32 protein-coding genes are annotated in these 22,060 nt (G+C 35.5%); all 32 read left to right on the top strand.

What is annotated here, in order from left to right; translation table 11 throughout:
- The coding region (locus RYL55_RS05485; protein WP_315007952.1) for a ribosomal protein L16 at positions 1-187 on the top strand (187 nt) is incomplete at its 5' end.
- Positions 177-383, top strand: a complete 207-nt coding sequence (gene rpmC, locus RYL55_RS05480; RefSeq protein ID WP_006703280.1) for a 50S ribosomal protein L29 — start codon at positions 177-179, stop codon at positions 381-383. The genes RYL55_RS05485 and rpmC, both read left to right, overlap by 11 nt.
- A 24-nt stretch (positions 384-407) precedes the next feature.
- A complete protein-coding gene (gene rpsQ / locus RYL55_RS05475) occupies positions 408-674 on the top strand; it encodes a 30S ribosomal protein S17 (RefSeq protein ID WP_006703281.1) in 267 nt (88 codons plus the stop codon).
- A 38-nt stretch (positions 675-712) separates the two neighbouring features.
- Positions 713-1,081 (top strand): 50S ribosomal protein L14, encoded by a 369-nt coding sequence (gene rplN / locus RYL55_RS05470; RefSeq protein ID WP_005607465.1) that lies wholly within the window; start codon positions 713-715, stop codon positions 1,079-1,081.
- Positions 1,082-1,111: 30 nt separating this feature from the next.
- The gene (rplX, locus tag RYL55_RS05465) at positions 1,112-1,423 is read left to right on the top strand and encodes a 50S ribosomal protein L24 (protein ID WP_006703282.1); all 312 of its coding nucleotides are present in this window, start codon (positions 1,112-1,114) and stop codon (positions 1,421-1,423) included.
- A 24-nt stretch (positions 1,424-1,447) separates the two neighbouring features.
- Positions 1,448-1,987 (top strand): 50S ribosomal protein L5, encoded by a 540-nt coding sequence (rplE, locus tag RYL55_RS05460; RefSeq protein ID WP_006703283.1) that lies wholly within the window; start codon positions 1,448-1,450, stop codon positions 1,985-1,987.
- 26 nt (positions 1,988-2,013) lie between these two features.
- Positions 2,014-2,199, top strand: a complete 186-nt coding sequence (locus RYL55_RS05455; RefSeq protein ID WP_005607459.1) for a type Z 30S ribosomal protein S14 — start codon at positions 2,014-2,016, stop codon at positions 2,197-2,199.
- Between the two features lie 32 nt (positions 2,200-2,231).
- The gene (gene rpsH, locus RYL55_RS05450) at positions 2,232-2,630 is read left to right on the top strand and encodes a 30S ribosomal protein S8 (RefSeq protein ID WP_314078314.1); all 399 of its coding nucleotides are present in this window, start codon (positions 2,232-2,234) and stop codon (positions 2,628-2,630) included.
- A gap of 26 nt (positions 2,631-2,656) precedes the next feature.
- Complete coding sequence (gene rplF / locus RYL55_RS05445; protein WP_314111477.1) at positions 2,657-3,193, top strand: 50S ribosomal protein L6; 537 nt, start codon at positions 2,657-2,659, stop codon at positions 3,191-3,193.
- A 59-nt stretch (positions 3,194-3,252) separates the two neighbouring features.
- The gene (gene rplR / locus RYL55_RS05440) at positions 3,253-3,618 is read left to right on the top strand and encodes a 50S ribosomal protein L18 (RefSeq protein ID WP_314078319.1); all 366 of its coding nucleotides are present in this window, start codon (positions 3,253-3,255) and stop codon (positions 3,616-3,618) included.
- A 21-nt stretch (positions 3,619-3,639) separates the two neighbouring features.
- Entirely contained in the window at positions 3,640-4,140 is a 501-nt protein-coding gene (gene rpsE / locus RYL55_RS05435) for a 30S ribosomal protein S5 (RefSeq protein WP_006703287.1), read from the top strand.
- A 13-nt stretch (positions 4,141-4,153) separates the two neighbouring features.
- Entirely contained in the window at positions 4,154-4,333 is a 180-nt protein-coding gene (gene rpmD, locus RYL55_RS05430; protein ID WP_006703288.1) for a 50S ribosomal protein L30, read from the top strand.
- A 32-nt stretch (positions 4,334-4,365) separates the two neighbouring features.
- Positions 4,366-4,806: a 50S ribosomal protein L15 gene (rplO, locus tag RYL55_RS05425; RefSeq protein WP_314078323.1), complete on the top strand. Its 441-nt coding sequence runs from the start codon at positions 4,366-4,368 to the stop codon at positions 4,804-4,806.
- Positions 4,806-6,104: a preprotein translocase subunit SecY gene (secY, locus tag RYL55_RS05420; protein ID WP_315007948.1), complete on the top strand. Its 1,299-nt coding sequence runs from the start codon at positions 4,806-4,808 to the stop codon at positions 6,102-6,104. The genes rplO and secY overlap by 1 nt, the downstream gene beginning before the upstream one ends.
- 68 nt (positions 6,105-6,172) lie before the next feature.
- A complete protein-coding gene (locus tag RYL55_RS05415; protein WP_315007946.1) occupies positions 6,173-6,832 on the top strand; it encodes an adenylate kinase in 660 nt (219 codons plus the stop codon).
- 112 nt (positions 6,833-6,944) lie between these two features.
- Positions 6,945-7,163, top strand: coding sequence for a translation initiation factor IF-1 (gene infA / locus RYL55_RS05410; protein WP_005607446.1), 219 nt, complete (start codon positions 6,945-6,947; stop codon positions 7,161-7,163).
- Positions 7,164-7,198: 35 nt separating this feature from the next.
- Positions 7,199-7,312, top strand: coding sequence for a 50S ribosomal protein L36 (gene rpmJ / locus RYL55_RS05405; protein ID WP_005607444.1), 114 nt, complete (start codon positions 7,199-7,201; stop codon positions 7,310-7,312).
- Positions 7,313-7,335: 23 nt separating this feature from the next.
- The gene (rpsM, locus tag RYL55_RS05400; protein ID WP_006703292.1) at positions 7,336-7,701 is read left to right on the top strand and encodes a 30S ribosomal protein S13; all 366 of its coding nucleotides are present in this window, start codon (positions 7,336-7,338) and stop codon (positions 7,699-7,701) included.
- 27 nt (positions 7,702-7,728) lie between these two features.
- Entirely contained in the window at positions 7,729-8,115 is a 387-nt protein-coding gene (rpsK, locus tag RYL55_RS05395; RefSeq protein ID WP_005607440.1) for a 30S ribosomal protein S11, read from the top strand.
- Between the two features lie 70 nt (positions 8,116-8,185).
- The gene (locus RYL55_RS05390) at positions 8,186-9,130 is read left to right on the top strand and encodes a DNA-directed RNA polymerase subunit alpha (protein ID WP_314078328.1); all 945 of its coding nucleotides are present in this window, start codon (positions 8,186-8,188) and stop codon (positions 9,128-9,130) included.
- Positions 9,131-9,162: 32 nt separating this feature from the next.
- Positions 9,163-9,543: a 50S ribosomal protein L17 gene (gene rplQ, locus RYL55_RS05385; protein WP_314078330.1), complete on the top strand. Its 381-nt coding sequence runs from the start codon at positions 9,163-9,165 to the stop codon at positions 9,541-9,543.
- Between the two features lie 238 nt (positions 9,544-9,781).
- On the top strand, positions 9,782-10,633 hold the full coding sequence (locus RYL55_RS05380) for an energy-coupling factor ABC transporter ATP-binding protein (RefSeq protein ID WP_315007944.1): 852 nt from the start codon (positions 9,782-9,784) through the stop codon (positions 10,631-10,633).
- On the top strand, positions 10,609-11,469 hold the full coding sequence (locus RYL55_RS05375) for an energy-coupling factor ABC transporter ATP-binding protein (protein ID WP_315007942.1): 861 nt from the start codon (positions 10,609-10,611) through the stop codon (positions 11,467-11,469). Before RYL55_RS05380 ends, RYL55_RS05375 begins: the two co-directional genes overlap by 25 nt.
- Positions 11,470-12,270 (top strand): energy-coupling factor transporter transmembrane component T, encoded by an 801-nt coding sequence (locus RYL55_RS05370; RefSeq protein ID WP_315007940.1) that lies wholly within the window; start codon positions 11,470-11,472, stop codon positions 12,268-12,270.
- A complete protein-coding gene (locus RYL55_RS05365) occupies positions 12,270-12,665 on the top strand; it encodes a hypothetical protein (RefSeq protein WP_315007938.1) in 396 nt (131 codons plus the stop codon). The genes RYL55_RS05370 and RYL55_RS05365 overlap by 1 nt, the downstream gene beginning before the upstream one ends.
- Before the next feature lie 107 nt (positions 12,666-12,772).
- The gene (gene truA, locus RYL55_RS05360; protein WP_315007935.1) at positions 12,773-13,525 is read left to right on the top strand and encodes a tRNA pseudouridine(38-40) synthase TruA; all 753 of its coding nucleotides are present in this window, start codon (positions 12,773-12,775) and stop codon (positions 13,523-13,525) included.
- Between the two features lie 59 nt (positions 13,526-13,584).
- Entirely contained in the window at positions 13,585-14,829 is a 1,245-nt protein-coding gene (locus tag RYL55_RS05355) for an aminopeptidase (protein ID WP_315007933.1), read from the top strand.
- Between the two features lie 82 nt (positions 14,830-14,911).
- A complete protein-coding gene (locus tag RYL55_RS05350) occupies positions 14,912-15,646 on the top strand; it encodes an alpha/beta hydrolase (protein ID WP_315007931.1) in 735 nt (244 codons plus the stop codon).
- 111 nt (positions 15,647-15,757) lie between these two features.
- Entirely contained in the window at positions 15,758-17,236 is a 1,479-nt protein-coding gene (gene gltX / locus RYL55_RS05345) for a glutamate--tRNA ligase (protein WP_314354470.1), read from the top strand.
- 667 nt (positions 17,237-17,903) lie between these two features.
- Entirely contained in the window at positions 17,904-18,491 is a 588-nt protein-coding gene (locus tag RYL55_RS05340) for a hypothetical protein (protein ID WP_315007929.1), read from the top strand.
- A 680-nt stretch (positions 18,492-19,171) separates the two neighbouring features.
- Positions 19,172-19,705, top strand: coding sequence for a DivIVA domain-containing protein (locus RYL55_RS05335; RefSeq protein WP_315007928.1), 534 nt, complete (start codon positions 19,172-19,174; stop codon positions 19,703-19,705).
- Positions 19,706-19,746: 41 nt separating this feature from the next.
- Positions 19,747-22,060, top strand: a 2,314-nt coding sequence (locus tag RYL55_RS05330) for a hypothetical protein (protein WP_315007926.1), incomplete at its 3' end; no start/stop codon positions are given.

Raw genomic sequence — 22,060 nt, 5'->3', positions numbered from 1 at the left:
GGGTTCTGGTAAAGGGGCACCTGAAGGTTGGGTAGCACCAGTTAAACGTGGTAAAATCATGTTTGAAATTGCTGGAGTTTCAGAAGAAGTAGCTCGTGAAGCTTTACGTTTGGCATCACACAAATTGCCAGTTAAAACAAAATTTGTGAAACGCGAAGAAAATGGTGGTGAATCGAATGAAGGTTAATGCACTTAGAAAAGAACTTAAAGGGTTATCCACTGCTGAACTTGTTGAAAAAGAAAAAGAATTAAAACAAGAACTATTCAACTTACGATTCCAACTTGCTACTGGTCAATTAGAAGGTACAGCACGCATTCGTGAAGTACGTAAACAAATTGCGCGTATCAAGACTGCATTGCGTCAAGAAGAATTGCAAAAATAATCATCAGCAAAGGAGGCAATGAACATGACTGTAGAACGTAACCAACGTAAAGTGTATCAAGGTCGCGTTGTTTCAGATAAGATGGAAAAGACTATTGTAGTTGCTATTGAAACTTACAAACGTCACAAAACTTACGGAAAACGCGTTAAATATACGAAAAAATTTGTAGCTCATGATGAAAATAACTCAGCTAAAATCGGTGATATTGTTAAGATTATGGAAACTCGTCCATTGTCAGCAACAAAACGTTTCCGTTTAGTTGAGATTGTTGAAGAAGCAGTAATTATTTAATTTCAAATTGTGTATACATTTGAAAGGAGGAACCAATAGTGATTCAAACAGAAACTCGTTTAAAAGTGGCTGATAACTCAGGCGCTCGTGAAGTATTGACAATTAGAGTTCTAGGCGGATCTGGCCGCAAAACAGCTAACATCGGTGACGTAATCGTTGCATCTGTTAAACAAGCAACACCAGGTGGGGTTGTTAAAAAAGGTGACGTTGTTAAAGCTGTAATCGTTCGTACGAAATCAGGAGCTCGTCGTAAAGACGGTTCTTACATTAAATTCGACGAAAACGCATGTGTAATCATTCGTGATGACAAGAGCCCTCGTGGAACACGTATCTTTGGACCAGTTGCACGTGAATTACGTGATAACAACTATATGAAGATCGTTTCATTAGCTCCAGAAGTATTATAATTCTCATCAAAATCGAAGGAGGTGTAACACATGCACGTAAAAACTGGTGATAAAGTTAAAGTAATCTCAGGTAAATACAAAGGAAAAGAAGGAGTAATCCTAAAAAGTTTTCCTAAACAAAACCGAGTTCTTGTTGAAGGTGTAAACATTGTTAAGAAACATCAAAAACCATCTCAAGCTAACCAAACAGGCGGCGTAGTTGAAATGGAAGCACCAATTCATGTTTCAAACGTAATGCTAATTGACCCTTCAACAGGTGCAGCTACACGTGTTAGCTACAAGGTTGAAAATGGTAAAAAAGTTCGTGTGTCTAAACGCACAGGTGAAGTACTAGATAAGTAATTTTAGGAAGGAGGACCATCCTGCATGAATCGCTTAAATGCAAAATACAAAAACGAAGTGGTAGCTTCTTTAATGGAAAAGTTTAACTACAAATCAATTATGGAAGTACCTAAAGTAGAAAAAATCGTTATCAACATGGGTGTTGGTGATGCTACATCAAATGCTAAAAACTTAGAAAAAGCAGTTGAAGAATTAACATTAATTTCTGGTCAAAAACCAGTTGTTACTACAGCTAAAAAATCAATCGCTGGTTTCCGTTTACGTGAAGGTATGCCTATCGGTACTAAAGTTACTTTACGTGGCGAACGTATGTATGATTTCTTAGATAAATTAGTAACAGTTTCATTACCTCGTGTACGTGACTTCCGTGGAATCTCTAAAAAATCATTTGACGGACGTGGAAACTACACATTAGGTGTGAAAGAACAATTAATCTTCCCTGAAATTGACTACGATCGTGTAGACAAAGTACGTGGTATGGATATCGTTATCGTAACTACAGCTAAATCAGATGAAGAAGCTAAAGAATTATTAACTCAACTTGGAATGCCTTTCCAAAAATAAAATAAAACTCACAGGAGGCGAGTAGTTTGGCTAAAAAATCAATGATCGCAAAGAACAAACGTCCAAAAAAATATTCAACACAAGAATATACTCGTTGTGAACGTTGTGGTCGACCACATTCAGTTTATCGTAAATTCAAACTTTGCCGTATTTGTTTACGTGAGCTTGCCTATAAAGGGCAAATCCCAGGAATGAAGAAAGCAAGTTGGTAATCATTACTACTTGATAAAGGAGGTACTCATTAATGGTTATGACAGATCCAATCGCGGATTTCTTAACTCGTATTCGTAATGCGAACATGGTTCGTCACGAATCTTTAGAAGTTCCGTCATCAAATATTAAAGTGGCTATTGCTAACATCTTAAAATCTGAAGGATTTATCAAAGACTTCACTGTTGAAGAAGATGGTAAGCAAGGTGTCATTAAAGTATTCTTGAAATATGGAAAAAATAACGAACGTGTAATCACAGGATTGAAACGTATTTCAAAACCTGGTTTACGTGTGTACGCTAAAACAGGCGAAGTCCCTAAAGTATTAAACGGTTTAGGTATCGCAATCGTATCAACATCTGAAGGTGTTATTACAGATAAAGAAGCAAGAGCTAAAAACGTAGGTGGAGAAGTTCTAGCATACGTTTGGTAATCTAGAAAACAAGGAGGTGCAGCCAAGTGAGCCGTATCGGAAATAAACCAGTTGTTATCCCAGCAGGCGTAACAATCGACTTAAAGGACAATACAGTAACTGTTAAAGGTCCTAAAGGTGAATTATCATATACATTCAACCAAAATATCACATTAGTTCAAAACGAAGGTGAAGTTGTTTTCACTCGTCCAGATGACTCAAAAGAAAACAAAACAATCCACGGAACAACTCGCGCAGTATTCAACAACATGGTTGTTGGTGTTACTGAAGGATTCCAAAGAGAATTGGAATTAATCGGGGTTGGGTATCGTGCTCAATTACAAGGTAAAAATCTTGTATTAAACGTTGGATATTCTCATCCAGTGGAATTCACTCCAGAAGAAGGATTAGAAATCGAAGTTCCTTCAAATACTAAAGTAATCGTTAAAGGTTATGACAAACAAAAAGTTGGCGAATTAGCTGCTAACATTCGTGGCGTACGTCCACCAGAACCATATAAAGGTAAAGGTATTCGTTACGTTGACGAGTTTGTACGTCGTAAAGAAGGTAAAACAGGTAAATAATTTTCGTAATTATTTACCTTTTGTTGCGCTATTAGTCGCATAAAAATATATTATAAGAGGTGAAAATTGTGATTACAAAACCAGACAAAAATAAAGTGCGTCAAAACCGTCACGCACGTGTTCGTCGCAAAATTTCTGGTACTGCTGAGTGCCCACGCTTGAACGTTTTTCGTTCTAACAAAAACATCTACGCTCAACTTATTGATGACGTAGCGGGTGTGACGCTAGCAAGTGCCTCTACTTTAGATACAAATGTAGAAAATGGAACAAAAACTGAGGAAGCTGTTGCAGTTGGTAAATTAATTGCAGAACGTGGACTTGAAAAAAATATTAAGAAAGTAGTCTTTGACCGTGGTGGATATTTATACCATGGACGTGTAAAAGCATTAGCTGAATCTGCACGTGAAAATGGACTAGTATTCTAGGAAAAGGAGGACCCACAATTCATGGTTAATATTGATGCAAGAAACTTAGAATTAGAAGATCGTGTAGTTGCGATTAACCGCGTAACAAAAGTTGTTAAAGGTGGACGTCGTTTACGTTTTGCTGCTTTAGTTGTAGTTGGTGACCGTAATGGACATGTTGGATTCGGTACTGGTAAAGCTCAAGAAGTTCCAGAAGCAATCCGTAAAGCAATCGAAGATGCTAAGAAAAACTTAATTGAAGTACCTACAAGTGGTTCTACAATTCCTCACGAAGTTATCGGACGTTTCTGCGGTGGTAATGTATTACTAAAACCAGCTCAAGCCGGTTCTGGAGTTGCCGCAGGTGGACCAGTTCGTGCCGTTGTTGAATTAGCAGGTATCGCTGATGTAACTTCAAAATCTTTAGGTTCAAACACACCTGTAAACATGGTTCGTGCTACAATCGAAGGTTTGAAACAATTAAAACGTGTTGAAGATGTTGCTGCATTACGTGGCAAATCAGTTGAAGAATTATTAGGATAGGAGGACATTGAAAATGGCAGAATTAAAGATCACTTTAAAGAAAAGCTTGATTGGACGTCCTCAAAACCAAATTGATACTTGTAAAGCTTTAGGCTTAACAAAAATTCGTTCAACAGTTGTAAAACCAGCTAACGATGCTATCAAAGGCATGGTTAACACAGTATCACATCTAGTGGATGTTGAGGAAGTTTAATTAATCAACTTATAAGAGGAGGTGCCCGAAACATGAAACTTCATGAATTACAACCAGCAGCTGGTTCACGTAAAGAACGTAACCGTGTTGGTAGAGGTCAAGGTTCAGGAAACGGAAAAACTGCAGGACGCGGAAGCAAAGGTCAAAAAGCTCGTTCAGGCGGTGGCGTTAGATTAGGATTCGAAGGTGGACAAACTCCATTATTCCGTCGTTTACCAAAACGTGGTTTCCAAAATATCAATCGTAAAGAATATGCAGTCGTAAATCTAGAAACATTAAACCGTTTTGAAGATGGACAAGAAGTGACTGCTGCTGTACTAGTTGAGGCTGGTATCGTTAAAAACGAGAAAGACGGTATCAAAGTATTAGCAAACGGAAAACTTGAACGTAAGTTAACTGTTAAAGCAAATAAATTCTCTCAAGCAGCAAAAGAAGCAATTGAAGCTGCAGGTGGAACTGTAGAGGTGATTTAATGTTCTCTCTACTGAAAAATGCGATCACAACAAAAGATATTAGACAACGTCTATTATATACACTAATGGTATTAGTAGTATTCAGAATTGGGACGCATATTACAGTTCCTGGTGTTAATGCATCAGCTATTGAATCATTTGCATCGTCAGGTTTCTTTGGGATTTTAAATACATTTAGTGGTGGGGCTTTATCAAACTTCTCAATCTTTTCAATGGGGGTTTCGCCTTACATCACTGCGTCAATCGTAGTTCAATTATTACAAATGGACATTCTTCCTACATTCGTAGAATGGGCTAAACAAGGGGAAGTTGGTCGACGTAAGTTAAATACCGCTACTCGCTATTTAACTATTGTTATTGGATTCTTCCAAGCGTTTGCAATTTCATTTGGATTCAATGCGTATGCGAACTATGGATTAATTAACAATCCAGGTATTTCAACATACTTATTGATTGCATTAGTTTTAACTGCAGGAACAATGTTTGTTACTTGGCTAGGGGATATGATTACTGTTAATGGGATTAGTAATGGGGTATCTATTATAATCTTTGCAGGGATTGTAGCTCGTATGCCACATGACATTTATGAATTTTATGTCAATCAATTACAAGGAAAAGCTGATGAAGAGTTATATCGTGCATATGGATTTACTGCTGCCTTAGTAGTTGCCATCATTCTTGTGGTGATGTTAGTTGTATATATTGAACAAGCGCAACGTCGTTTACCAATTTCTTACTCTAAACGTCCTACAGGAGCTAGCGAAGCTTCATGGTTACCATTGAAGATTAACTCAGCAGGGGTTATTCCAGTAATTTTTGCAAGTTCGTTTATAGCATTACCTCAAACTGTATTAAGTGCTGTTCATGGCCAATATAGTGAGGAAAGTTGGTATCAAGTTGCAACAAATATATTTGATTACCAAAAACCAGCAGGTGCAAGTTTATATATCTTTTTAATAGTAGTATTTACATACTTCTATGCATTTGTACAAGTAAACCCCGAGAAAGTTGCGGAAAACTTACAAAAACAAGGTGGTTACATCTTAAGTGTAAGACCTGGTAAAGAAACAGAACATTATATTTCTGGAATGCTTTTAAGATTGAGTACAGTCGGAGCCCTTTACTTAGGTGGTATTTCATTATTACCAATGGTTGCTGCTGCTTTGTGGAATCTACCACGTGGTTTAATGTTAGGTGGAACAAACTTACTAATCGTAGTTGGGGTTGCACTTGAAATTAGCCGTCAAATTGAAGGCCGAGCAATTAAACGTAAATATAAAGGGTTTATCCAAGAGTAATGAGGAAGATTGACAAAATATTTTTGAATGTTTTGTCTTTTCTTCATCTACAATGTAAAGGAGATATTATGAATATTATTTTAATGGGGTTACCTGGAGCAGGTAAAGGAACTCAAGCAGAAAAAATTGTTGCTACTTATAACATTCCACATATTTCAACTGGTGACATGTTCCGTGCTGCAATGCAACAAGGAACTGAATTAGGACTAAAAGCTAAATCATTTATGGATAAAGGTGAATTAGTTCCTGATGAAGTTACAAATGGAATTGTTAAGGAACGTTTACAAGCAGACGATACTAAAAACGGATTTTTATTGGATGGTTTTCCAAGAACTCAAGCTCAAGCAGAAGCACTTGATAAAATTATGGATGAATTAGGTCGTAAAATTGATGCTGTTATCAATATCGATGTTAATCCAGAAATTTTAATGCAACGTTTAACAGGACGTTTCATTTGCAGAAACTGTGGAGCTACTTATCACAAAATCAATAAACCAACTAAAGTAAAAGGAACATGTGATCGTTGTGGAGAACACGATTTCTACCAACGTGAAGATGACAAACCTGAAACTGTTGAAAATCGTATTCAAATTAATATTGAACAATCAAAACCAATCTTAAACTACTACAATGCAAAAGAAGTTTTACATAATGTAGATGGTGAAAGCGGGATTGATCATTTGTTTAACACAATTCAATCAATTATGGGCGAACCGCACCAAGCTTAACCTGTTATCTTGCATTTATTGTAGCTGAAATGGTATAATTAGAAAGTTAGATAACGGTAGAAGTCCGTCAGTAAAATCCGTAACAACTTTTTAAAAGTGAGGAGGATGAAGCATGGCAAAGGAAGACGTAATTGAAATTGAAGGTATTGTTAATGAAACATTACCAAATGCGATGTTCAAGGTCGAACTTGAAAATGGTCATGAGGTTTTAGCGCATGTATCTGGTAAAATCCGGATGCACTATATTAAGATTTTACCGGGCGATAAAGTAACGGTTGAATTATCACCTTACGATTTAACGCGCGGAAGAATCACATATCGCTTTAAATAATGGACTCCGTTAATGATATAAAGGAGGGAACTTAAATGAAAGTTAGAGCATCAGTAAAACCAATTTGCGAAAAATGTAAAGTAATTAAACGCAATGGTAAAGTTATGGTGATTTGTCAAAATCCCAAACATAAACAACGTCAAGGATAATTTATAAGGAGGTACTTAAAAGTATGGCTCGTATTGCAGGTGTGGATATTCCACGTGAAAAACGTGTTGTTATTTCTTTAACCTATATCTACGGTATCGGTGTTACGACTTCTAAACAAGTATTAGCTGCTGCTAATGTAAGTGAAGACACTCGTGTTCGTGATTTATCAAATGATGAATTAGACCGTATCCGTGCAGAAGTGGATAAACTAAAAATTGAAGGTGACTTACGTCGTGAAGTGAACTTAAACATCAAACGTTTGATGGAAATTGGTTCTTATCGTGGTGTTCGCCATCGTCGTGGTTTACCAGTTCGTGGTCAAAATACTAAAAACAATGCTCGTACTCGTAAAGGCCCAGCTAAGGCTATTGCAGGTAAGAAAAAATAATTTAGAGAAGAAGGAGGTTAATTCTTCATGGCAAAGAAAGTTGTACGCAAACGCCGCGTGAAAAAGAATATTGAATCTGGTGTAGCTCACATCCGTTCAACATTTAATAATACAATTGTTATGATTACAGATGTACATGGAAATGCTGTTTCATGGTCTTCTGCAGGTGCTTTAGGATTTAAAGGTTCTAAAAAATCAACACCATTTGCTGCTCAAATGGCTGCTGAATCTGCTGCGAAAGGTTCAATGGAGCATGGTATGAAAACAGTTGAAGTTTCAGTTAAAGGTCCTGGTTCAGGTCGTGAAGCTGCAATTCGTTCATTACAAGCTACTGGTTTAGAAGTTACAGCAATTCGTGACGTAACACCAATCCCTCATAATGGATGTCGTCCTCCAAAACGCCGTCGTGTGTAATGGATTGTTATTGTTGAATTTTGTTGGACAATCGCACATTGTACGTACGTTTTGAAAGGGGTAAAAAATAATGATCGAAATTGAAAAACCAAAAATTGAAACGATTGAGATCAGCGAAGATGCCAAATTTGGTAAATTCGTTGTTGAGCCACTTGAACGCGGTTATGGTACTACATTAGGGAACTCATTACGCCGTATTCTATTATCGTCACTCCCTGGTACTGCAGTAACAGATATCCAAATGGATGGCGTGTTACATGAATTTTCAACAATAGATGGCGTGGTAGAAGATGTTGCTGCAATCATTTTAAATATTAAAAAAATTGCATTAAAATCTTTTAGCGAAGATGATAAAGTGTTAGAAATCGATATCGTTGGTCCTGCCGTTGTAACTGCTGGAGATATCAAACATGATAGTGATATCGAGATCCTTAACCCTGATTTATACATTTGTACAGTAGCTGAAGGTCATCGCTTCCATGTTCGTATGAACGCTAAAAATGGTCGTGGTTATGTTCGTGCTGACTATAATAAATCTGAAAATATGCCAATTGGTGTAATCCCAATTGATTCTATTTATACTCCGATTAGTAAAGTGAACTACCAAGTCGAAAATACTCGTATTGGTCAAAAAAATATTTATGATAAATTAACGCTTGATGTATGGACAGATGGTTCAATCTCTCCTGAAGAAGCTATTAGTTTAGCAGCTCGTATTTTAACTGAGCACTTAAATATTTTTGTTAATTTAACAGATGAAACTCGTCAAGTAGAAATTATGGTCGAAAAAGAAGAAACTCAAAAAGAGAAAATGCTTGAAATGACAATTGAAGAATTGGACTTATCTGTTCGTTCTTATAACTGCTTAAAACGTGCGGGAATCAATACTGTACAAGAATTAACGAACAAATCTGAAGCGGAAATGATTAAAGTTCGTAACTTAGGTCGTAAATCGCTTGAGGAAGTTAAACACAAATTAATCGAATTAAATTTAGATTTACGTCGTGAAGACTAATAGAAACTCTTAAGAAGGAGGAATATTAAAAAATGGCTTATCGTAAATTAGGACGTACAAGTTCACAACGTAAAGCGTTATTACGTGACTTGACAACAGACTTAATTATTAACGAACGCATCGTTACAACAGAAGCTCGTGCTAAAGAAATCCGTTCAACTGTTGAAAAAATGATTACTTTAGGTAAACGTGGAGATTTACATGCTCGTCGTCAAGCAGCTGCATATGTTCGTAATGAGGTAGCAGATGTACGTGAAGAAGGCGAAAAAATCGTTGTTGAAACTGCATTACAAAAATTATTCAATGGTTTAGCATCACGTTACAGCGAACGTCAAGGTGGATACACTCGTATTCTTAAAACAGAACCTCGTCGTGGCGATGCTGCACCAATGGTTATCATTGAATTAGTTTAATAGATAAACAAACACTTTTTGATGGTTATAAAAGAGCGTCATGATGGTAATAATCATCTTGCGAATGTAGGATGAGAAGTCTGAGGCTACTGTAAAGTAGCCTTATTCTTTCTCATGATTATTTAGTCTAGCTCGCTGTCTCCCCGTCAGCGATGACGGGAAGGCACTTCATCATGAAGGTGTCTTTTTTTGTTTTTATACATATTTTTATTTTATATACATAATTAAAGGTGAAGAGGTGAAGAAATTGGCTCAACCAGTTATTTCAATAAAAAATATTCATTTTCATTATCATGACGATGATAAAAGAGAAGCATTATCAGATGTAAGTATCGATGTATATCCGGGTGAATGGTTAGCAATTATTGGTCATAATGGTTCTGGGAAATCAACATTAGCAAAAATGATGAATGGACTATTAGAACCTAATGAAGGCTCAATTTATATTGATGGTCAATTATTAACAGAAGAAACTGTCTATGAAGCTAGACGAAAAATTGGAATGGTGTTTCAAAATCCAGACAATCAATTTGTTGGTACTACTGTAGAGGATGATATTGCATTTGGATTGGAAAATATTGGAATGCCTCGTGTGGAAATGATTCAAAAAATCAACTCTTCTTTAGAAATGGTTCGCATGACTCCATTTAAAGATAAAGAACCTGCACGATTATCTGGAGGACAAAAACAACGTGTTGCAATTGCTGGTATGATTGCATTAGCACCTAAAGTAGTGATTTTAGATGAAGCTACTTCTATGTTAGATCCACAAGGGAGATTTGAAGTGATTTCTACAATTCAAAAACTTCATAAAGAAAAAGGGATTACAGTTATTTCTATTACTCATGATTTGGAAGAAGCTGCAAGTGCAGATCGAGTGTTATTAATGGAAGGTGGAAAAGTAAATCGTATTGGTAAACCTTCAGATATTTTTGAAATGGGAACAGCTTTAGTTGAAAAAGGATTAGATGTTCCATTTTCTGAAAAATTAAAAGCAGTATTAAAAGAAAAAGGTTTAAATGTTCCAACTGAATATTTAGATGAAGAAGGGTTGGTGGAATGGTTATGGACATCCGTTTTAAACAAGTAGGATTTGCATATCAAGCAGGTACGCCATTTGAAATGAGAGCATTACATGATATTTCGTTTTCTATTGAAGATGGTTCTTATGTTGCGATTATTGGACATACAGGTTCTGGGAAATCAACGATTCTACAACATTTAAATGCATTATTAAAACCAACTGAAGGAATTGTTGAATTAGGGGATAAAACGATTGATTCAACTACTGGAAATAAAGATTTAAAACCTTTACGTAAAAAAGTAGGGATAGTCTTTCAATTTCCAGAAGCACAATTATTTGAAGAAACTGTAGAAAAAGATATTGCTTTTGGTCCAAAAAACTTTGGAGTTAGTGAAGAAGAAGCTTTAAAAATTGCATCTGAAGTAGTAAAGACGGTAGGATTACCAGAAGATGTTTTGAAAAAATCACCATTTGATTTATCGGGGGGACAAATGAGACGTGTTGCTATTGCAGGTGTATTAGCGATGAAACCTGATGTGTTAGTATTGGATGAACCAACAGCAGGTCTTGATCCAAAAGGTCGTTTAGAAATGATGGAGATGTTTTATAAATTAAATAAAGAACAACATATGACCATCGTTTTAGTGACACATCAAATGAATGATGTCAGTGATTATGCTGATCATGTGATTGTGATTGAATCTGGAAATGTTGTAAAGGAAGGTTCACCTAAAGAAGTTTTCTCAGATGCTTCTTGGTTATTAGAAAAACAATTAGGGGTCCCAACAACTTTAGCTTTTGTTGAGAAATTAAAAGAAAAAGGTTGGTCTACTGATAAAATGCCTTTAACTTTAGATGAGTTAGCGGAAGCTATCTTAGAAGAACGTGGGGTGAATGAATAAATGTTAGATAAATTGTTATTAGGGCGCTATTTACAAGGGGACTCTTTTGTTCATCAATTGGATCCTCGTACTAAATTTATTTCTACATTTGTATTTATTATTATTATTTTCCTTGCGAATAATTGGCTAACATATTTGATTTTGGCTATTTTCACATTAGTAGCTTTATTAGCTTCTAAAATTCCAATGAAGTTCTTTTGGAATGGTGTGAAACCACTATTGTGGGTTATTTTATTTACTGTTGTATTGCAAATGGTCTTTACGACTGGTGGAGATGTGTACTTTGAATGGGGCTTTATTAAAATTACTTCATTCGGTGTCATTAATGCAGTCTATATTTTTTTACGGTTTGTATTGATTATTTTTATTTCTACATTGATGACTTTAACAACACCTCCTTTACAAATTGCAGATGCAATGGAATCAATTATGAAACCTTTAGGGAAAATTGGTGTTCCAGTTCATGAGATTGCTTTAATGTTATCAATTGCTTTACGTTTTGTTCCTACATTAATGGATGAAGCTCAAAAGATTATGAATGCACAACGAGCTCGTGGTGTAGATTTTGGAGAAGGTAATTTATTTGAACAAATGAAAGCTATTATTCCGATTTTAATTCCATTATTTGTGAGTTCATTTAACCGTGCAGAAGATTTAGCGACTGCAATGGAAGCTAGAGGATATCAAGGTGGAACTGGTAGAACAAAATATCGTGTGTTAACATATGGTAAGAAAGATGGAGTAACTGCTCTTACGCTTGTTGGTTTAACAATTGCATTAATTGTTTTTAGAGGACAATAATGAGTATGGAACAGGATTTAACACTATTAAGATATTTATTAAGAAAAATTTATCATGCTGAAACAAGAATGAAGAAATTAAGAACATGGATGTTGTTTGATTTTTTTAGTGATAGTCTGATTTTAAATTGGTTCAAAAGAAGACAAATTTCAGCATTGAATAAGGATTTAGCTGAAATCCAACATGGAGTAAGAAAACTTCAAAGAGACTATCCCTACTTATTAGCAAACTCCAATTTACATATTTCGAATACAACATGGGACTATATTTTTGATTTGTGGTTAGATAATGTTGTTGTAGATTTTATGATTCATAAAAATGTACAAGATATTTCTAAACATTTAGATGCGCTAAAATCGGTAGTTGTCCGATTAATCAAACAACAATTAAATTAAAGACTTTCCCGTAGTAGAATGATTTTCTAACTATGGGAAAGTCTTTTCCACTTTTTGAACAGGAATATGGTACAATAAGACGAATGAATTATGAAGGAGGAAATCGAGTGGGATTTCGTTATAAAGTCATTTTAAGTTATGATGGAACGAATTATGTAGGGTTTCAAGTGCAAGAAAATGGCAACAGTATTCAAGCAGAATTAAATAAAGCATTACGAAAAATGACAAAGGGATTGTATATTCCAGTTTGTGGATCAGGAAGAACAGATTCAGGGGTACATGCGAATGGACAAGTGATTCATTTTGATTATCCGACAAAAATTGCAGAAAAAAATTTACAAAGAGCATTAAATAGTTTATTACCGGATGATATTTGTGCAAGAGAAGTGATGGCAGTTAGTGATGACTTTCATGCAAGATATAGTGTGACGGGGAAACGATACATTTACCGTGTAAATATTCAAAAATTCGTCAATCCATTTAATCGTCTATATACTCTTCACCATCCTTATAGAGTTAATGTGAATAAGATGAATGAAGCTTTACAAGCTGTTATCGGAGAACATGATTTTACAAGTTTTTGCTCTACAAAGACGGATAAGGAATCTAAAGTTAGAATCGTTACCAAAGCAGAAGTTGTAGAAAAAGATGGAGAATTAGTCTTTACCTTTGAAGGAAATGGATTTTTATACAATATGATTCGTATATTAGTCGGGACGAGTCTTCAAATAGGCGATGGACTACGACCTGTCTCAGATATGAAAGAGATTTTAGAAGCAAGAGACAGGCAAAAAGCAGGTCCAACCGCTCCACCTCAAGGCTTGTATTTAGATGAAGTTTTCTATGAAGAAAAGGAATAATGCAGTTTTATCAAGAGTATGTTACAATAGAAACGTATTTAATTTAAAGGAGAGATACGATGGTATTAGAAAATTTTGATGTAAATTTACAAAAATATGCAAAATTACTAGTGTCTACAGGGATTAATGTTCAACCAGGACATACTGTGGCGATTTATGCAGAGGTGGAACAAGCACCATTTGCACGCTTATTAGTAAAAGAAGCGTATCAATTAGGAGCAAGCGAAGTAATCGTTCAATGGAGTGATGATGAAATCAACCGTGAGCGTTTATTATATGCAGCGGAAGATCGTATTACGACAGTTCCTGAATATAAAGTCCAAGAAATGCATTATTTATTAGACCATAAAGCAAGTCGTTTAAGTATTGTGTCTAAAGACCCAGATGCATTAAATGGAGTAGATACAAGTCGTCTTGCTAAAGCTATGAAAGCTTCAAGTGTTGCTTTAAAACCAATGCGTGTAGCTACTCAAGCGAATAAAGTGAGCTGGACAGTTGCAGCAGCAGCAGGTAGCGCATGGGCTAAGAAAGTATTCCCAGAAGCAAAATCTACTGAAGAAGCTGTAGATTTATTATGGAATCAAATCTTCACTACTTGCCGAGTATATGCTGACGACCCAGTTGCGGCTTGGAAAGAACATGAAGAAAAATTAGACAAAAAAGCAGCTGTTTTAAATAAAGAACAATTTGCTAAATTACATTACACTGCACCAGGGACAGACTTAACTCTAGGAATGCCTAAAAATCACGTGTGGGAAAGTGCTGGAAGCATCAATGCTCAAGGAGAACACTTCATCGCAAACATGCCAACAGAAGAAGTCTTCTCAGCTCCAGATTATCGTGTAGCTGAGGGGTATGTAACAAGTACAAAACCATTAAGTTATAACGGAAATATTATCGAAGGAATCAAAGTTACCTTTAAAGACGGTCAAATCGTAGAAGTTTCTGCTGAAAAAGGTGACCAAGTAATGAAAGACTTAGTATTCGAAAATATGGGTGCTCGTGGGTTAGGAGAAGTTGCCTTAGTAAGTGATCCTTCTCCAATTTCTCAATCAGGCATTACATTCTTTAATACATTATATGATGAGAATGCTTCAAACCACTTAGCGATTGGTTCAGCTTATGCGACAAGTGTTAAAGGTGGAGAGAAATTCGAAACTGAAGATGAATTAGCTGCAGCCGGTTTAAACCGTTCTGATATTCATGTGGACTTCATGATTGGTGGTCCAAATATGAATGTTGACGGTATTCGTGAAGACGGAACAGTTGTGCCAATCTTCCGTAATGGAGACTGGGCTATTTAATGACATTGAAAGCATCCTATCCATTGTTTTAGTCAGATGGATGGGATGTTTTTTAATTTAACAAACGAAGGGAGTTGTAAGTATGACTCGACAAAGAAAATGGTTTTATGGAATTTTTGGAGCGTTATTTGCACTGATTTTATTATTTTATGGATTGATTCTTATGTTTACTTATCGGGGAACTCCTGAAGCAATGGAGAAGTGGAATGAGCATTCATATGTAAAAAAGAATCAGTATTATCGGTTTGATGCAAAAGGAGAACAACAAGCGACGCTATTATTTTATACAGGAGCTTTAGTAGAACCTCAAGCGTATGTTGGAATAGCACAAGGATTAGCGCAGAATGGCGTTACAACTTATGTGATTGAATCTTCATTAAACTTACCAATTTTTGAAATGGGAACCATGGAGACAATTGTAAAAGAAGAAAAATTGGATAAAGTTTATGTTGCAGGACATTCATTAGGTGGAGTTGTCGCAAGTTTAGATGCTGTAAAATTACAAAAAGAAAATCACTTAGCAGGACTGATTTTACTAGCTAGTTATCCAGATAAAAGTGTTGATTTCAGTAGTAGCAATATTCCAGTTTTATCGATTGTAGCAAGTAATGATAAGATTTTAAATTTGGAAAAATATGAAGCTAGTAAGATTCGTTTACCGAAGTCTAGTGAAGAACTTATGATTGAAGGTGGAAATCATAGCGGTTTTGGTATGTATGGCGAACAAAAAGGAGATGGGAAAGCTTCGATTTCAAATAAAGAACAACAGCAGAAAGTGATTGAAAAATTGACGGAATTTATGAAAAAAACAAAATAGTTTGCTGATTACAGCTAGAATTTTAAAGAAAAAGCGTTAAAGTCATAGCAATTTTAACTAAAAAGTTTTACAATAGAAACGATAGACAAAATAGAAGGGAAGTTATAAAAAATGGCAGATAAAGTGCGTGTACGTTATGCACCAAGTCCAACAGGGCATTTGCATATTGGTAATGCAAGAACAGCTCTATTTAATTATTTATTCGCAAGACATTACGGTGGAGAATTTATTATTCGTATTGAAGATACTGACCGTAAAAGAAATATTGCTCATGGGGAAGAAAGTCAATTAGAAAATTTAACTTGGTTAGGTATTGACTGGGATGAAGGTCCAGATAAACCAAAAAATGTAGGGCCTTATCGTCAATCAGAACGTGAACATATTTATAATCCATTAATTGAACAATTAATTGCTGAAGATAAAGCTTATAAATGCTATATGACTGAAGAAGAGTTAGAAGCAGAACGTGAAGCACAACGTGCAAATGGAGAAATGCCACACTATAGTGGTCAACATGCTCATTTAACGCAAGAACAACGTGATGCTTTTGAAGCAGAAGGACGTACTCCAGTTGTTCGTTTCAGAGTTCCTCAAAATAGAACTTATACATTTGATGATATTGTAAAAGGTGAAATTACTTTTGAATCTGGTAGTGTAGGTGGCGACTTTGTTATTTTAAAACGTGATGGTATGCCAACGTATAACTTTGCAGTAGCAGTGGATGATCACTTTATGGAAATTACTCATGTATTACGTGGGGATGACCATATTGCGAACACTCCAAAACAAATGATGGTGTATGAAGCATTTGGATGGGATACTCCTAGATTTGGTCATATGACATTAATTATTAATACAGAAACTGGTAAAAAATTATCAAAACGTGATGAGTCTATTTTACAATTTATTGAACAATATAAAGATTTAGGCTATTTACCAGAAGCAATGTTCAACTTCATTACTTTATTAGGATGGTCTCCACAAGGGGAAGATGAAATTTTCTCAAGAGAAGAATTTATTCAAATTTTTGATGAAAAACGTCTTGGTAAATCTCCAGCAGCATTCGATCCTAAAAAATTAGAATGGATTAACAACACTTATGTGAAGAAAACTCCATTAGAAGAAGTTGCTCCATTAGCGATTCACCAATTACAATTAGCAGGTTTGTTACCTGAAACATTGAGTGAAGAGCAACAAGTTTGGGCGAATAAATTAGTAGCGTTATATCATGATCAAATGAGCTACATGAATGAGATTGTTTCTATTTCAAGTTTATTCTTCCAAAAAGATTTTGTTGTGGAAAATGATGAAGCAAGAGAAGTGCTTCAAGGTGAAACTGTACCGACTGTACTTCATGCATTTAAGGCTCAATTAGAAGCTTTAGAAGTGTTTGATGAAGCTAGTGTGATGGCAGCGATTAAGGCTGTTCAAAAAGAAACTGGTGTAAAAGGTAAGAACTTATTTATGCCAATTCGTGTGGCAACAAGTGGTCAAACTCATGGTCCATCTTTAGGGCAAACGATTGAGTTGCTAGGGAAAGAACGTAGCCTTGTACACTTAAACGAAGCGTTGGCTTTAATCCAAGCTTAGATATTCGGATTAGACTTCCTGTGATAGTAGTATTAGGACGCCAGCAGACCTGCGGTCTCATGGCTAAACTTCGAGCCTGGGTCTCGAAGTTTCCTGCGGTATCAGCCGTGTGGCTGATACTGCTCATGCTACTATAGGAAGTCTATTCTTATTTTACGGATGTTTATGAGAGGGCGTATAAGATGAGACTTCCTAAGTATAGTAGTATTAGGACGGCAGTAGCCTTGCCTTGCGAGTCTCTTGCCTAAAATTCGAGCCTAGGGTCTCGAATTTACCTGTAATATCAGCCAGAATGGCTGATATTACTCATACTACTATAGGAAGTCTATTCTTATTTTACGGATAATTATGAGTGGGCGTATAAGATGAGTCTTCCTTTGTATAGTAGCATTAGGACGCCAGCAGACCTGCGGTCTCATGGCTAAACTTCGAGCCTGGGTCTCGAAGTTTCCTGCGGTATCAGCCTATGAGGCTGATACTGCCCATGCTACTATAGGAAGTCTATTCTTATTTGACGGATGTTTATGAGAGGCGTATAAGATGAGACTTCCTTGATAGTAGTATTAGGACGGCAGAAGCCTCGGCTTGCGAGTCTCTTGCTCATGCTATTATAGGAAGTCTATTCTTGTTTTATGGATAAATATGAGATTAAAGTGAGGATTTTTATATGAAGAAACAAGAATTATCCGATAAAACTGCATTTTTATGGACTTTGTTTGGAATTACGTTGTTATTGTTTGTTTTTCAGCAGTTGGGAAATCAAGTGCAATGGTATTTGAATATGGCTGGGCTTTTATTGGCAAATGAGATTTTTGGATTTTTAGTTTCTGATAAAGATACTGTAAAAAGTTTTTCAATATCAAAACAGATGTATTGGTGGGTTTGTTTAGTTATTATTTGTTTTGTTGTTTCAATTATGATGCTATCTAATAGACTAGCAAGTTTAGTGTTTGAAAATGCTACAGAATTAGATTTATATCATTTGCTGTCTTTACTTTTAATCATATTAAGTAGTTCTCAACTTTATTATGGAATTATTCATCCAAAAATTATAGAATCTTATACTAATGAATGGATTCGTAAGGATATTAAAAGAGATATTAGAATTGGTATAAACTCTTTCCTTCATTCACTTCCAATGCTTCTTTTTATAATTGGAATTTGTATATTGTTTCATTTTAGTGGATTTTATCCGAGCTTGTGGCAAAGTGCCTTGTGTTATATTTGTATTTCAAGTGCAATTTATGTGAATTAGACTTCCTTGATAGTAGTATTAGGACGCCAGCAGACCTAGCGGTCTCATGGCGAAACTTCGAGCCTAAGGTCTCGAAGTTTCCTGCGGTATCAGCCGTGTGGCTGATACTGCTCATGCTATTATAGGAAGTCTTTTCTTATTTAGGTTGTTCGATAAATCCTTATTTAGAGAAAAATTATGAGGGAGTAGTTCGTATCGTATTTTTTCTATCATTAAATATTGAACTGTATAGGTGTAGTATTTTTATATATCAAAATAATGTTGTGTTTTCGCTTGCAAAGAATTGAGAATTTATATAAAATAGGAAGTAAATAAGTGTTGACAAGGTGATCGAGATGTTGCTATCATTGACAGACAGACAGACAGACAGACAGACAGGGGTAAGTCTGTCTTATTTGAATACATTTTTTATAACAGACAATAAAGGAGCACTATCTATCAAAGATAGGTATTTCTTTGTTGTCTGTTTTTGTTTGTTTAAGAACCTTGAAAATGACCCATAAAAGCTTTAAGGAGGTATGAATTTCAAAAGAATGACAGATCGCTAATCAGCTAATGTTACAATGTTATGTGATTTTTTTACGTAAAGTAGTATGACATAAATGAAGTGGAATAGGAAAAATGATGGATAGGTACCATTCTTTTCTAAAAATTTAGTAACCAAGAAAGAAGGAGGAAATATGGAAAATATAAGAAGAAGTCTTTTTGGATATCATAAAAAAGAGGTAGAGGACTTAGTGAAAAAGTTGGAGCAAGAGAATAAACTTCTCAAACAAGAACTTACTGGGAAATCTGAAGCGATTGAACAGTTGAATGCTCAATTATATAAATATCGCTCTCAAGAAGAGTTAATTAGCGAGTCTATTATTGATGCAAAACAGCTATCAAAACAATTGGTAGAGGAAGCTAAACAACAAGCAACAGAGATGATTGATGCTGCGAATAAAACAATATCAGATGAGTTTGAGCGATTTAATCAAACGATGGATACATTAAATGAAATGAAGAACAAAGTTGTGGCTCAGAAAGCCGAGTTATCGAAGGAATTGCAAGAACTCTTATTACGTTATAAAAATGCGTTTGAAACCTCAGAAACGGAGGACTTTACTCGTATAAAAGAACATTTAGAGGAGGAGATTGCTCAGTCAGAAAAAGTTTTTGAGAGTTCTAAACAAGTTATTTATATCCCTGATGTAATTCAAAGCCATCATTAAAACGAAAAAACTAAATTAGAATTAAGAAAGGAAGTAAGCGTGTGAAAAAAGAAAATACAGGTCAACAAAAGCAAATATATTCTATCCGTAAAAATAAAGCGTACGGTGCAAGTTCAGTATTAATTGGGTTAATGGGGTCAGCGTTTTTATTGAGCGGATTGGCACCTACAGTTCAAGCGGAAGAAAATGATGCAAAACCTGAAGTGAAACCGACGGATTCATCAAACCCAAGTAAAACTAATGCTTCAACAGTTGAAACGGATCATCTAATTATTACCTCATCAAAATCACCAGAAGCTGTGATTAAACCTGAATCAACATCAACAGATGCTCCTAAGGTGAATAAGGAGAATCCATCAACAAGTGCAGTGAAATCTATGGAGAATACTGTATCTCAACCAAAAGAAGAAACAACTACACCTACTGCGACAAAAGCAGAAGCAAAACCAGATGATGCAGCAACTACCCCTAAACGTGCAGTAAGTATTGTCTACAAAGTACGCTATTTAGATCGTAAATCTCACAAAGTAGTTCATGAAGTAACGAAGACGAAGACAGTAGAAACTACTGAAGCAAAAGCAAAAGTTACAGTCACAGAAATTGGTGGAGAACTGGCAAATGATAGTCAATTAGAAAATTACTATGTACCAGATGGCAATCCAACAACCTTTACAAAAGAAATTGTTGAAGGGGAAGACAATGTATTTGTATACGAAGTAGACGGATTCGGAGAAGCAGAAGCATCTAAAGAACGTACTGTTGCTCTTAAATATACAGTGGAATATGTTGATGGGAAGTCTGGTCTAGTCTTAGCAAGTGAGGAAAAGGAAGAAAAAGTCTCTACAACAGAAACAGTAGCGAAAAAAGAAGTAACGATTCAACCTTCGCTTGCTGCAAATGAAAAACTAAAAGATTGGGTTCTTTCAGACGGCGCACCAGCCAGCCAAAAACTTACCTTAACAGAAGGTACTGTTGGAAAAGTAACCGTTAAACTTCAAAAATCAGAACCAGGGAAAGTAAGAAATAAACGAAAAGTATCAACTCCAATCCAAAATGGACAACCTTACTTGACGCTTGAAAATTTAACCGAAGATTTTACTTATTCTGAAAGTATGACTTTACCTGGAAATGGTCAAAAAACTTATGAAATTAAGTATCAGATTGGGGCTTCAAATCTTCCAAATAGTGATATAAATGAATTAGTAATGACCGATGGAGCAGAAAGATTGGGATTTACACTAAACAGAGAAACTGGGCTGTTGACAAAGACATTAACACCTACAAGAGATATGGAGGGGACTTATGAGGTTGGAATTTATGTTAAGTCAAGGCCGGAAATAAAAGTGTCAGGAACTATAAAAATTACTGCAACAAAACGCTATGGTTTTATGATTTTAGTACCAGGTGGTGGTTATAGATTTTTTTGGCATCCGGATGATACACGAACTGATGGGACGACTATTGATAACAAATATGTCAAGACGTTTTTTGGTTTAGAGAGTAGAAACATAAGTGAGTATTATGTGAGCAACAATCTTCCGAAAACAGAAGTTACTATTAATGGATTACGAATGCCTACAACACCATTTGGTTATTTCATTCGTCAACATGGGAAGACTGTTAAGGATACTAACCAAGATACAAACCGTTATTATACAATGTTACCAATCTATGCTTCAATGGATCGGTCAACAGATTTTGCTAATAATAATAAACAAGGATTATCAATTACAAAATTCACAGTCTTAGAAGCATCCGAAGGAGTGGAAGCTAAGTTAATCGATTTGAGACATGATAAGGCTCCAGATAAGGGGGAGTATAGTAATAATTTAGATTTCCAAACGGTAGCATCATATGATAAAGACTCATTATATAGAATAAATGATGTTAATACACCATATTATCTTCAATTTACAAAGTTACCTAAATTACCAGGTAATTATTTTACAACTGTTGAGATAACAGATAGTTTAGGGTTGACTAAAAAAATCAGATTAAACTTTACAACTTTTGAAAATTCTGTTACTAACGGTACTGGTTACTCTGTTTATGTTTTAACTACTGCAGATACTCTTTTTGAAGGAAATAAAGAATATGAAAATAAAGCTACTGGAGCAATTAATATTCCGATGTCTGCTAAGGAACAAATACTAGGAAAAGTAGTCCTGAATAAAGATAATGCTTATATAAAATCAGATCAATTTCCAGCGGGAGTAGAACTTAGAGCTGTTGAAGGAAAGGTAGATGGAAACGGAAATCCGACTGAAGCCTATGTCGTTAAAAGAGAAGGTGTAAAAGTTCAACCTGGGGTATATTCATTCTCAGTGAAGGCACATGATGGTCACTTTCAAGATG

This window comes from uncultured Granulicatella sp., assembly GCF_963515615.1.
Classification (GTDB): Bacteria; Bacillota; Bacilli; order Lactobacillales; family Aerococcaceae; genus Granulicatella.
Note: the sequence above shows the minus strand (reverse complement) of the source record. Positions and strands in the feature narration are given on the sequence as shown.